Genomic DNA, 10,589 nt, shown 5'->3' on the forward strand with positions numbered 1-10,589 from the left:
CGTATTTATGAACTATAGGCTCTTTTACTTTCAAGAGATTTGACACTTCTTTTCTAGTATAATAATCTCCAATATCCAATCTAATCATGTTTTACTCCTAATCTTTTATCTATAATTTCAAAAATAAGTTCTTTATAATAACTCCAAAGCCACTTCTGTTCTTCATCTTCTATATCATCAGCGGTTGTTTTTCTCCAATCATCTATACTTTTACTATCGCAACCCAAATTCATAAATTCATTCGTAAAAGTCATAACGTAGGTATCTAAAACCACGCTAAATATATTTTTCATATCTCCTATAGTATCCCTTAAAATAAGCTCTTTTAAAACACATTCTTCAAACTCCGTATTTAAAAGATTGCAAAAACTAAAATCTGATTTTGTAAAATCGCACTCTATAAAAGATGCATTTTTAGAGCTAATATTGCTTAAAATTGTATTTTTAAAACTTGCACCATTTATAAAAGCATTGTTAAAATTAAAACCGCTTAGATCTAAATTATCCAAATTAGCTTCATTGAGTGATATTCCATTTTCTAAACAATGCTTAACTAGTTCTCTTTCGCTTTTCTTATCATCTTTTATGATAATACTACCATCGAGTTTTTTAATAACTGACATTTATTTCTCCTTTTCTAATCTCTTCACACATCTTCACAAAATCATAAACATTAGTTTTAAAAACAGCATTTCCACTTTTAAATTCTAAAGGTATGTGTTTGAGTAGTTTAATTTTATAAAGAGTGTTTGAAGTGTCTATCAAAGAGCAGGTGTCGCTCAACTTAAGAATTAATGCGTATTCACTCATATTTGAGTAAATGTCTGCACTCGCATTTAGTGCTAAGATAACAAAAATATTAGTCTTTTCATTTAAGCTCCTTTTGATAATTTTTCAATATACAAGCAAATATCAAAAATAAAAATTGCTAAAAAAATAAAGCAAAAACCTATAATACCAAGAGAGAAAAATAATATATAGGTAGTTAGTTTAAGAGTTAGTAATAAAAATTTTAAAATGTTTTTCATTCTTATCACCTTTTTATCATTTAATTTTCATTACTAATCTTGCATTTAAAAATCGTTTTTTTACAATTTCTTGCTATTTTTAATTTAAAAAATCTTTTTATATAATTTTTAACACATTTACATAAGAAAATCCATTTTTTATATTTTACTATTTTTGAATTATTTAATATATCATTACCAGCTACCATCGTGCCTCTATATTCACTAAATATAATATATTCATAATCATCATAATTTTTTAATAATAAAAATAAAGCCTTGCCTTTGTCACTTTCATATTCATAAAGTCTATAAATAAAAAGAAATCTATAAATAGATTTTAAAATTTTATGTAAGAGGCATAAGCAAAAAATCAATCCAATTGTCATTAACAAAACCCTTAATACAATAATAATGCTGTAATTATCTAAGGGTTTAGACAAAAGAATATATGAAGTAAATGATATAGGAAACCCAAATATTAATGGAAGTGCTATACCCAAAATTTTATTAAATATTTTTTTCATTTTGTTTCATCCTTAAATCTTTTAGCCATTTATAAAAAATGGCTAAAAAGGTAAATCCTTGTTATTATCCTCAAGTTCTATATATTTTTCATTTTTATTCGCGTAAGGATCATAACTTTGATTTTCTTTTGGAGTAAAATTTTGTGCTTGAGAATCAAGCGTGTTTTTGGCTTGGAACCCGCCTTGTTCTTGTGCTTGTATCTTTTTATGTCTTGCCTTAAATGATTTTATAGCTAAAGGCTCTTTGTTGTTTTGAAACTCATCTATGTTTTGCATTTTTTTATTGAAGATCCTATCTAAGAATACCTTATTGGCCAACTCTCCGTTTTTATTTAGATACTCTTCAGTTCCAAAACCTAAGACCAAAAGTTTATCAATTAAAGAATTTAAATAAATCACTTCAGCTTCAATTCCAAAAACATTCTCAGTTCCTTTTTCGCTGAAATCAAGCTCATCAATTTCTAAAAATTTCATAATTGCGTTTAATTGTCTAAAGCCTATATAATCCTCACTTTCTCCGTTTTTATTGACATAAGAAAAGCTGTTATTTTTGGCTACAAAAAGATTAAATGTGGCTAGTTTTTGCTCTTTTTTTGTTAAAAATTCAAAATAAGCAAAAGTATTTATGCTGCCATCACTTGCCAATTTATCGTATAAAAAGGCTTTGCGAAATACTCCGCTATAAAGCCCACCTTCGCTTAAGTATTCAATTTGCGAGGTGTAGTTTGCTACTTCGTAACTTGCTTTAAAACTAGGTATCATTTTTCATCCTTTAACATATTTAAAAACCTGTCTTCATCATTTAACATCTCTTGTATCTTTTCGCTTGTAAATAAAGAATGTTTTTTTATAAAAACGTTTTGTTCTTCGACACTTAAGCCATTATCGCTCATAAGTTTTCTAAGCTCAGCACCTAAGCTTTTGAGTTCATTTGCTTTATTTTCTATAGCTGTTTTATCGCCACCCCACACTTTCAAATCTTTTTCAGGGTTTAGAAATGTTTTCTCTTTTATAGTTTCTAATTCACTTTCATCGAGCATTCCAAGACCACATATGCTTAAGGTAACGCGTCTTTTGGCTTTGGTTATGGCTTTCATTAAGGCATTTGCTAGATTGTCTCCACCTAAATTTTTAATACTTAACGCCCCTGTATCACAATCGGTTCTTCCGTCCGGTGTAGCTGCATAAGCTGTAACCATATAAATATCACCCACTTGATTCACTTCTGTTTTTGTAATGCTAACTTTTCTAATTTGTCTTAATTGATCCGTGGCTGATTTGTTTGCGTATAAAGTAAGCTTTCCATTTAAAATAATGTATTCAAAAGGCTTGGTAAGCATATTTAAGCCCAAACTATCACAAAGATTTTTAACATAGGCTGTTCTTTCTACATCATCAAGTTTTGACAAATCGCCCTTAATTAAGGCGAGTTCATAAGGATTAAAATTCACTTCTAATTTTTGCTCTTTTGCTGCTATAACTTCATTACTCATTTTATGCTCCTTTTTTGATTTTTAAACACATCGAAGTGCTTTCTTTGTAAAATTCTTTAGGCACTGCAATATTACTTTTCTCCAAAAACCCTTTATAATCAATAGTCGTTCTATTTTGCGGATAAACTGTAATATCAAGACATTTAACTTTTTCACCATTAGCTAATTCTATAAACTCTTTTTTCAAAGTTTCAAGTTTTTCTTTGATAGGTTTAATAGTGCTTTCAAGGCGTATGATTTCTAATGCTAACGCTCTAGAGTGATTATCATCTAGTTCTTTATAATCTGTTTTATTGTCGATAAGATAGCTAATGATAAATTTTTCAAGCTCTTTAATAAGCCATTTCTGGTAATTTTCATCACTTGAAACTTCACATTCTATTAAATCTTCGTTTTCATTCATAACCATAAAAAAGCATTTTTTAACACCGCTTATATAAAGCTGGAATTGCACTTGTGCATAGTATATATCACTTGGCTTATTATTTGTTTTTACAAAATCAAATTCTTTATTTGAGTATTTAAATTCGTAAATATCTCCATTCTCATCTACTCCATCCAAACTAGCCATAAACATTTCATTTTCTAAGCTTTGTAAAACTACAGGCTTAATGCTTGTAAAATGTGTAAATTCTGCTTTGGCCCTAATTAAACTTTCATAAGCTATACCATTTTTCATAGCCTTATTTTGATAAGCTTCTTTAAGTCCTAAAATGATATTTTTAGCTTCTTCTTTAGAGAGAAAAGCACCTTTTATCCCAACACACGATGCAACCATAGAGGCACCGATTTTCCCTTTTCTAAACTCTAGCCATTCCTTAGAGCCTTGTTCTAGTTCTATAATTTTATACTGCATAATGATTCCTTTCTAATAATAAATTTGTAATTTTAATTTGACCCTTGCCTGTTATTTTTGTCGTGCTTACAAGCCGATCGCCTTTTATTGTGCTTATAGTGGTTTCGCTTACTCTAAAAAGTCCTTGTTCTATGCACTTTTGATAAGGTTTATTATCATTCATTAAAAAACCTTTCTCTCTTAAAAATGCAAAAAGTCTTTTTTCTCCAATTTCGATTTTGTTTTTCTCATAAAGGATTTTTGCATAATCTCTTATTAAAATAGCATCGTTGCTATCTTTAATCCGATTTGCAAAGTGGATTAGTGGTGCGTTTTGTTCGGCTTTTTCTTTTAAAGTTTTGTTTTCGAGTTCTAATCTTTGAGCTTCCAGTGCAAATTTTCCAGCCTCTAGTAAAGCTTCGGCATAAGTTTGTGGGACTTTTAAACTTTGTTTTTTGATTTCATTTTCTAAGTATTCTAATCTATCGATTATCTTTGCTCTTAGCTCCACACTATAGCCACTCACTAAAATCAATACTTCTCTTTTTGGTAAGCGGTAACACTTGTAAGACTGCTTGTTTTGTGGGTTTTGGTAGGTGTCTTCAAATTTGGAGACACCCCCTTCAACTACTTTTTCTAAGTAAGTTTCTATATCTCTTGTAACGTGAAAATGTTCTTTGCCTGTAAGCTCTGCGATTTCTAAAGATGTTAGGCTTATTTCTTTGTTTTCATCTTTTTTAAAAAGCTCCAAATTCACTTTTCATCTCCTTTCAATAATTTTAAAATCTTATTATCTCTGGCCTTGACGCTTTGAATATAATTATCAAGGCAACAAAATAAACTAAAAGCAAACTCCAAGACTTCAAAATTAGTCAAATCATTTTTACCCTTGGTGGCTTTTGTTAAACATTCTAAAAACTTTTCCTCTTGGCTCATTTGCTAAGCCTTAATGCAATATAAGCAAGTAAAACCACTTGCAAAACTTCTAAAACTTCGCTCATTTTAAGCTCCTTATGCTATAATTAAAGGATACACAATGCTTAAGATTAAAAGGGCTTTCGCCCTTTACTTATATCCACAGCTGGATAATCTTACAGATTAAATAAATTAAAACCGCAAGTTTAATTAATAAATCTAATCTTTGCATTGTGTTCTCCTTTTTAGATTTCAAAAGTAATTTATTTTTACTTTTGATAACACAATTATATTATATTAATTACTTATTGTCAAGCTTGTAATAATTTATTTTTATTTTTTGTAGATAAAGAAGTAATTTAAATTTACTTTGTGGATTAATTTTCGTTAATCCACGCTTTAAAGTCTTTTTTGATAGCTTCTGCTTTTTCCAGTTTTGCTTCTAGTTCAAAAATTTTTTTAAGCATATTAATGGCGTGTGCCATTTGAAAACTTATTTTTTCAGTAGAAATAGCATTTTTTACCGCACCTTCGCCAAAACCTATTAACTCCCCGAGCTCCTTATAGGTTAAGTTTCTTTCTTTGCAAAATTGTTTTAATTCTTCACTTGTCATTGTTCTCCTTTTTTCTTTATTTATAATTTTATCAAAAAGAGTATTAAAACATAAATTTAAGACTCATTTCTAAAGCCTTGTTTATAACACTTCTTATAAGTTCATCTCTACCAGCATTTAAAGCTTTTTTTAATTGCATTCCTAAACCATCTTGCTTTAAAAGTTCTAAGGCTTTGGGTTTTAAAATAGCGTTTTTAACTTGTCCCATTTCTAAATCTAAACTTTCAAAATCTAAGAAATGATTATTTTTTAAATAATTGATAGTATGATAAGCATTAAGCTGATGTGTTAAAAACTCGCTATATTCTAATTTTGGAATAAAATCAAAAAAATTAAAATCGCTTGGAATAGGAAAAGTGCTATAAAGATATCCTAGAGTTTTAGCAGTATAATTTTCAAAAAGTTCTATATTTTCACTCATTTAAATCCCCATTTATTACAAAGTAAATTTAGATCTGTGTTTGTCTTTAAAAGCTCATCAAAATAAAGTTCTAATTTATCAATATAAAGTCTAGCACCGCTTAAATCATCATTTTGTATATTTTTAATTACTAAATTTTTACTATCCTTGATAAGTCTTTCTAACTCATCCTTTTTGTCTTTAAGTTCAATCAAACGACCTCTTGCGTAAGTGATATTATCTTTGTTCATCATTTATCCTTATTTTATTTATTTTAACATAATCGTTTAAAATTTTAACTATTTGCGTCGTTAAGGGCGATTAATATTTTTATTTTCTCTAAAGCGATTTCATCGTTTTCTCTAACTCCGATTAGTCCCAAAGCTTCAAGTGTTTTTATCCGAAAGTGAGATAATTTTATATTGCTTTTAATTTCATCTTCTAATCTTTGCCCTATTTCATTAATTACAGCATCTTTAAGATTGATAAGCTTTTTTAATCTCGCAAGTTCTTCTTCTAAACTTTTAATTTTTTCATTTTTCTTATTTTTTAAGAACATTGCTTAGCCTCCTTTTTAAGTTTGTAAATTTCATTTTCTAAAGCATTGATTCTTTGTAAATTTTCTATCTCGCTAATGCAAGATTGCGATAAGTCTTTTGAAAGAGTTAAATTTCTAAGACGAAGGTTTTTAATCTCATCTTTTAATTCTTTGATTTCATTTTGTTTTTTGTGGTATTCATCTTTTGTAAAGATCTCAACCACTTTCTCTTTAGAATGGTATCTTTTCATTATTTTCTCCTTTTTAATGCTTAAAAGAGGCAACTTAAAGGAAATTAATGGATTAAAATTTTTTTAAAGGAGAGTCCTATGCTGTGTAAAAATTTTTAGTAATGAATAAATTTTTTGAAAATCGTTGCCTCATTTAAGCATTAAGGAGCTTAAGAAAGAATCACTTTCTTAAACCCTTGTTTTCTGTCGTTTTTAAAGTGCAAGAAAATCTTTTAAAATAGCACTATAAACAATAATTACGAGCCAAGTTTATGGATAACTTGCTAACCCTTCCACTATCCTAAACTATTAACATAATAGCTAAAGCTTAATTTCCAAGTGGTCAAAAGCTTAAGAAAGCCTTTTTTTTAAAAGACTTGTTAAACTTTTAGACTAAATTTTTATTGTTTTTGTTATAATCTCCTAATCTTTTAGAGAAATAACAAATCTTTTGTTTTCAAATGCTTCTTTGGTGATTATGTTTTTAACTGCATTATCAAGAACGTCGACTAAAAACTCTTCCAAGGAAGCATAACTTTTTGAATAATTTCTTTCAAAGGCTATTTCTAACATTTTTTTTAAATCAGGTCTTAAATCTAGTTTAATCTCTAACATTTAACTTCCTTTTTTTGTTTTGTTGATAAAATTGTAGTATTACTACACTTAAAAAATACTTAAATAAAAGTAGTATTGCTACAATTTTTAAATTATTTTTTGTGGTATAATTTTAAAATAATGAATTTTTAAATACGAAAGGGTTTTAATTAATGAAAAAAATAATTTTAATTTGTATAGCCATTTTATTTACAGCTTGTGCAAGCAAGCAAGATCTTGACAAAATTACACATTATGATGTCAATACTACAACGAATTTTATACCTAAGCCAAAATCGATCTACTATTTAAAATTAGACAATAATGATAGTTCGTTAAATGAACTAGCATTTGAAGGAATTGGTGCAAATGCTTCATTTACAAAAAGAAATCTTGAAGTAAGAACAAGTGGCAATAGCAGATACGATTACAAAATAATAATTACAATTAGTCCTTTAATTTTGGTAGCAAATGAATTGAATAATGAGGAAAACATCAATAAACAGAGGACAAATGCTTCTATTGTTAAATGGGGATTATTTTTTGCATCATTAGGAACTAATTTAGTGGCTTTAAACACTCCTCAATTTGCAAATAATACATATTTTGGCTATGGTGGAATACCTAAAATACCGTTAGATGCTCTTAATGCAAAAACATATTATCCCGCAAACAAGGAAGAGCTTAAGAAATTTCATTATGGAGAAAAAAGTAAAGAATTGAGTTCGTTTTATGCTGATATATACTATAATAAATTTTTTAACTATTTTTACAATATTGTAGGGATAAGTAAAAATACTCTTTACGATAACAAGGATAATATTCTAAATCAAAGTATTTTAAGTTTTAGTATACCTTTTAGCGATAACTTTAGAACCAGATTTTATGATCTGGTTCTAGATAGTTTAAATATAAAAAAGGAAAAAAATCTTTAAAAACATTTTTAGAGAATTGGAAAAATTAATGTAATGCATTTTTTAGCGTTTGTTGCTGTTATAGCAATTGTATATTATATTATCATGTTTATTTTAGAAAATAAGAAAGAGAAAAAGAAAAAAATAGAAGATATCAATAAAGAAATATCTTTAATCAAAGCTAATTTAAATGAACTAAATGAAAGTTTTAAAATTCACTTTATAGAGAACATATATAAAATTCGTAAAGATTTTGATGAAACAAGAGAAAAAACAGAAAAAGATATTCTTTTACTTGAAGAGTGTTGTAACTTGTTACTTCAAGAGCGTGAAGAAAAAGATAGAAGCGAAGATAATGATGCTCTAAAACAACTAATTGAAGCAATTTCAGATGATGAACATAGTATAGATGAAAATTATAAAATAGACGAAGATAAAAGAGAAGATATAATAGATGCAATGTATAAAGAAAATGAAAATTTAAAAGAAAAATTATCAGAATATGAGAAAAAGTTTGGAAAATTATAATTTAATAATGGTTATATTAATTTAGTTGCGATGGATATAAAAGGTTGATGGGGTATTGATTAAAAATTATTTGATTTTGGTTTTACTTGCTAATTGTTTTAGTATTTGGATTATATTTAAGTTTTAAAGTGTTGCTTGAAGTCAATAATGGCAACTTAAAGTTTTTCTTTTGAAATCGAGATATATTATTCTGTAATATAGTTTTTGCTTCCGGATTTCCAGTATGTGGTATAGCCGCATATCGTTTTTCAAATTTCTCATTAAGAAAATCACATGTAGTTAATATTTGTTCAATAGCTCGTTGTATATTTTCACCTTTTAGTTCTATGTATATAATTATTTTCTTTAAGTCGGTTGTAGTAGCAAGATAATCACATCTTGTGACTTTATTTTCTATTTTGTTGTTTGTATCAATTAGAATTTTATAAAATTTCTCTCCATTGCAATGCAACTCTAGTTTTACATTTTTCTCACATGTTAATATCTTATCATACTCTTGTTGATTTAACTCTATAAATTTATTAATCATTATTCAACTCCGCTATTTTGTAAAAATCATCCATTATTTCACCTGATACGGTGTCTATATATTCAGCATCAATTAGATTTGTTTCTTTATCTATAATTAATTTTGCTTTTCCATTTTCTAATTTATAAGCCACTAGATCTTTATAATCTATAATGTTTTTTTTATCAATTATTTTATAAATATCGTTTTTTGTAGCGTCTTGTAGTTTTTGTTCAAGCATTGAAGCATATAATATATTATTTAATGATGTTAATATATATGGGCTATGAGTTGAAAATATGATATTTGGTTTATTTTTTGCATTCCTAAGGCTTGCAAGATAATAAGCCATATTTTTTTGATTAATTGGAAATAGATTTGATTCTGGCTCTTCTATAAAAATATCCAAAGATGGTTTATTTTTTTGAGAAAAAAGAAAGTTAAGAGAATCAAAGTGTTTGAGCATTTCTTTTTCAATATGTTGATACCGCCCTTCTAATCTTTCTTTTTCTATGGTAAATTTATTTAATATGTTTTCAAGAATAATTTTTTTAATGCTTTTTTGTTCGATATCATAATCATAGGCAAAATAATTACATATTATTTCTAATACACTAGTGCTCTTTTCTCCAGAACTTGACTGCTCAAATGGTATTTTAATATCATTATATTTTAAATAATATTTACTAAAATCTGCTTCCATTTCAGTCGTAAATGTTATATTTTCCATAGTATTCAATTTGAGGTTCTTTGAATTTTTAATACTTTCAATAAAATTTGCTATCATATCATCTGTATGGTATGATAATTTGATTTTTCTTTGCTCAGGAAGTGTAAATAACTCTGGTAAAAAATTTCTAGTGTCATTTATAAATATTATTTTCCCGATTGTTTTTTTGCTTTTTATTTGATGTATAGTTATATTTTGATTTTTTATTTCTATTACTGGGGTTTTATCATCCATTAATTGAATTTCAGTTTCTTTATTTATGTAGGTATCTAGCATTGATTCTTTAAGATATCCATTAAATTTTTCTTGATTTATGGAATTAATTAGTTTTGGCTCAAAAAATGATGACATCCACTCATGTTTATATAACCATTTTAACATGCTAATGGTTCTTAAAATAACACTTTTTCCACTCCCATTTTTTCCTATGAATACCACAAATGGTTTTAAGGATATCTCCGCTTCTTGTATAGGTCCTAAATTTTTAATTACTACTTTTTGCATTAAAATATTACCTTGTTAAAATATTTATAATTGTGCTTTATAAAAATAAAAAATATTTTTATATTAATTTTGCAATTTTTATTTATAAATATAGATTTTATCACAATTAACCTTATATTTTTTTATACTCTCATCTTCAACTTCATGGTTAGACACTTGATAACATTCTTTAAAATTATTGCCTTTTAAGATCTTAACATAAGAGCTTGGAATAGCTATATTATTTTTTATTCTTTGTGGATTATTGTCATA

Annotated in this window: 18 protein-coding genes and 1 pseudogene; 2 read left to right on the top strand and 17 right to left on the bottom strand. The window is 27.0% G+C overall.

The window, feature by feature from the left end:
* Window positions 1-80: 80 nt before the first annotated feature.
* The 14 genes from CQA69_RS08365 to CQA69_RS08430 form a co-directional block, all read right to left on the bottom strand.
* Entirely contained in the window at window positions 81-623 is a 543-nt protein-coding gene (locus CQA69_RS08365; protein ID WP_137621328.1) for a pentapeptide repeat-containing protein, read from the bottom strand.
* Entirely contained in the window at window positions 610-810 is a 201-nt protein-coding gene (locus CQA69_RS08370; protein ID WP_137621329.1) for a hypothetical protein, read from the bottom strand. Before CQA69_RS08370 ends, CQA69_RS08365 begins: the two co-directional genes overlap by 14 nt.
* A gap of 238 nt (window positions 811-1,048) precedes the next feature.
* On the bottom strand, window positions 1,049-1,534 hold the full coding sequence (locus CQA69_RS08375; RefSeq protein ID WP_137621330.1) for a hypothetical protein: 486 nt from the start codon (window positions 1,532-1,534) through the stop codon (window positions 1,049-1,051).
* Window positions 1,535-1,576: 42 nt separating this feature from the next.
* Window positions 1,577-2,296 carry a hypothetical protein gene (locus CQA69_RS08380; protein WP_137621331.1) on the bottom strand — a complete coding sequence of 240 codons (720 nt, stop codon included), beginning with the start codon at window positions 2,294-2,296 and terminating at the stop codon, window positions 1,577-1,579.
* A complete protein-coding gene (locus CQA69_RS08385) occupies window positions 2,293-3,027 on the bottom strand; it encodes a hypothetical protein (protein WP_137621332.1) in 735 nt (244 codons plus the stop codon). Before CQA69_RS08385 ends, CQA69_RS08380 begins: the two co-directional genes overlap by 4 nt.
* 1 nt (window position 3,028) lies before the next feature.
* Window positions 3,029-3,883, bottom strand: coding sequence for a lambda-exonuclease family protein (locus CQA69_RS08390; RefSeq protein WP_137621333.1), 855 nt, complete (start codon window positions 3,881-3,883; stop codon window positions 3,029-3,031).
* On the bottom strand, window positions 3,873-4,619 hold the full coding sequence (locus CQA69_RS08395) for a phage antirepressor KilAC domain-containing protein (protein WP_137621334.1): 747 nt from the start codon (window positions 4,617-4,619) through the stop codon (window positions 3,873-3,875). The genes CQA69_RS08390 and CQA69_RS08395 overlap by 11 nt, the downstream gene beginning before the upstream one ends.
* Window positions 4,616-4,798 (bottom strand): hypothetical protein, encoded by a 183-nt coding sequence (locus CQA69_RS08400; RefSeq protein WP_137621335.1) that lies wholly within the window; start codon window positions 4,796-4,798, stop codon window positions 4,616-4,618. The genes CQA69_RS08395 and CQA69_RS08400 overlap by 4 nt, the downstream gene beginning before the upstream one ends.
* Window positions 4,799-5,154: 356 nt before the next feature.
* Window positions 5,155-5,391, bottom strand: coding sequence for a transcriptional regulator (locus tag CQA69_RS08405; protein ID WP_137621336.1), 237 nt, complete (start codon window positions 5,389-5,391; stop codon window positions 5,155-5,157).
* 43 nt (window positions 5,392-5,434) lie between these two features.
* A complete protein-coding gene (locus CQA69_RS08410) occupies window positions 5,435-5,812 on the bottom strand; it encodes a hypothetical protein (RefSeq protein ID WP_137621337.1) in 378 nt (125 codons plus the stop codon).
* Complete coding sequence (locus CQA69_RS08415) at window positions 5,809-6,042, bottom strand: hypothetical protein (RefSeq protein WP_137621338.1); 234 nt, start codon at window positions 6,040-6,042, stop codon at window positions 5,809-5,811. The genes CQA69_RS08410 and CQA69_RS08415 overlap by 4 nt, the downstream gene beginning before the upstream one ends.
* A 44-nt stretch (window positions 6,043-6,086) precedes the next feature.
* Window positions 6,087-6,350 carry a hypothetical protein gene (locus CQA69_RS08420; RefSeq protein ID WP_137621339.1) on the bottom strand — a complete coding sequence of 88 codons (264 nt, stop codon included), beginning with the start codon at window positions 6,348-6,350 and terminating at the stop codon, window positions 6,087-6,089.
* Window positions 6,341-6,580: a hypothetical protein gene (locus CQA69_RS08425; protein ID WP_137621340.1), complete on the bottom strand. Its 240-nt coding sequence runs from the start codon at window positions 6,578-6,580 to the stop codon at window positions 6,341-6,343. Before CQA69_RS08425 ends, CQA69_RS08420 begins: the two co-directional genes overlap by 10 nt.
* 402 nt (window positions 6,581-6,982) lie before the next feature.
* A complete protein-coding gene (locus CQA69_RS08430; protein WP_137621341.1) occupies window positions 6,983-7,174 on the bottom strand; it encodes a hypothetical protein in 192 nt (63 codons plus the stop codon).
* Window positions 7,175-7,326: 152 nt separating this feature from the next.
* On the opposite strand from CQA69_RS08430, the gene CQA69_RS08435 reads away from it, so the two are divergent.
* Both CQA69_RS08435 and CQA69_RS08440 read left to right on the top strand, forming a co-directional pair.
* A complete protein-coding gene (locus tag CQA69_RS08435) occupies window positions 7,327-8,088 on the top strand; it encodes a hypothetical protein (RefSeq protein ID WP_137621342.1) in 762 nt (253 codons plus the stop codon).
* Window positions 8,089-8,121: 33 nt separating this feature from the next.
* Window positions 8,122-8,595 carry a hypothetical protein gene (locus CQA69_RS08440; RefSeq protein WP_137621343.1) on the top strand — a complete coding sequence of 158 codons (474 nt, stop codon included), beginning with the start codon at window positions 8,122-8,124 and terminating at the stop codon, window positions 8,593-8,595.
* A gap of 82 nt (window positions 8,596-8,677) precedes the next feature.
* Here the strand turns inward: CQA69_RS08440 and CQA69_RS08445 are convergent, their stop codons facing one another.
* The 3 genes and pseudogenes from CQA69_RS08445 to CQA69_RS09210 form a co-directional block, all read right to left on the bottom strand.
* Window positions 8,678-9,124 carry a hypothetical protein gene (locus CQA69_RS08445; protein WP_137621344.1) on the bottom strand — a complete coding sequence of 149 codons (447 nt, stop codon included), beginning with the start codon at window positions 9,122-9,124 and terminating at the stop codon, window positions 8,678-8,680.
* Complete coding sequence (locus CQA69_RS08450; protein ID WP_137621345.1) at window positions 9,117-10,337, bottom strand: AAA family ATPase; 1,221 nt, start codon at window positions 10,335-10,337, stop codon at window positions 9,117-9,119. The genes CQA69_RS08445 and CQA69_RS08450 overlap by 8 nt, the downstream gene beginning before the upstream one ends.
* A 78-nt stretch (window positions 10,338-10,415) precedes the next feature.
* A pseudogene (locus tag CQA69_RS09210) lies at window positions 10,416-10,589 on the bottom strand (DNA/RNA non-specific endonuclease); the annotation flags it as partial.

Origin of the sequence: Campylobacter estrildidarum, from assembly GCF_005406205.1 — a bacterium.
Taxonomy (GTDB): domain Bacteria; phylum Campylobacterota; class Campylobacteria; order Campylobacterales; family Campylobacteraceae; genus Campylobacter_D; species Campylobacter_D estrildidarum.

Bases quoted from the DNA above. Each gene is read 5' to 3' on its own strand.
- CQA69_RS08370 (WP_137621329.1), bottom strand. From the start codon at position 810: ATGAGTGAATACGCATTAATTCTTAAGTTGAGCGACACCTGCTCTTTG.
- CQA69_RS08450 (WP_137621345.1), bottom strand. From the start codon at position 10,337: ATGCAAAAAGTAGTAATTAAAAATTTAGGACCTATACAAGAAGCGGAG.
- CQA69_RS08445 (WP_137621344.1), bottom strand. From the start codon at position 9,124: ATGATTAATAAATTTATAGAGTTAAATCAACAAGAGTATGATAAGATA.
- CQA69_RS08390 (WP_137621333.1), bottom strand. From the start codon at position 3,883: ATGCAGTATAAAATTATAGAACTAGAACAAGGCTCTAAGGAATGGCTA.
- CQA69_RS08435 (WP_137621342.1), top strand. From the start codon at position 7,327: ATGAAAAAAATAATTTTAATTTGTATAGCCATTTTATTTACAGCTTGT.
- CQA69_RS08430 (WP_137621341.1), bottom strand. From the start codon at position 7,174: ATGTTAGAGATTAAACTAGATTTAAGACCTGATTTAAAAAAAATGTTA.
- CQA69_RS08375 (WP_137621330.1), bottom strand. From the start codon at position 1,534: ATGAAAAAAATATTTAATAAAATTTTGGGTATAGCACTTCCATTAATA.
- CQA69_RS08405 (WP_137621336.1), bottom strand. From the start codon at position 5,391: ATGACAAGTGAAGAATTAAAACAATTTTGCAAAGAAAGAAACTTAACC.
- CQA69_RS08415 (WP_137621338.1), bottom strand. From the start codon at position 6,042: ATGAACAAAGATAATATCACTTACGCAAGAGGTCGTTTGATTGAACTT.
- CQA69_RS08365 (WP_137621328.1), bottom strand. From the start codon at position 623: ATGTCAGTTATTAAAAAACTCGATGGTAGTATTATCATAAAAGATGAT.
- CQA69_RS08440 (WP_137621343.1), top strand. From the start codon at position 8,122: ATGCATTTTTTAGCGTTTGTTGCTGTTATAGCAATTGTATATTATATT.
- CQA69_RS08420 (WP_137621339.1), bottom strand. From the start codon at position 6,350: ATGTTCTTAAAAAATAAGAAAAATGAAAAAATTAAAAGTTTAGAAGAA.
- CQA69_RS08400 (WP_137621335.1), bottom strand. From the start codon at position 4,798: ATGAGCCAAGAGGAAAAGTTTTTAGAATGTTTAACAAAAGCCACCAAG.
- CQA69_RS08380 (WP_137621331.1), bottom strand. From the start codon at position 2,296: ATGATACCTAGTTTTAAAGCAAGTTACGAAGTAGCAAACTACACCTCG.
- CQA69_RS08410 (WP_137621337.1), bottom strand. From the start codon at position 5,812: ATGAGTGAAAATATAGAACTTTTTGAAAATTATACTGCTAAAACTCTA.
- CQA69_RS08385 (WP_137621332.1), bottom strand. From the start codon at position 3,027: ATGAGTAATGAAGTTATAGCAGCAAAAGAGCAAAAATTAGAAGTGAAT.
- CQA69_RS08425 (WP_137621340.1), bottom strand. From the start codon at position 6,580: ATGAAAAGATACCATTCTAAAGAGAAAGTGGTTGAGATCTTTACAAAA.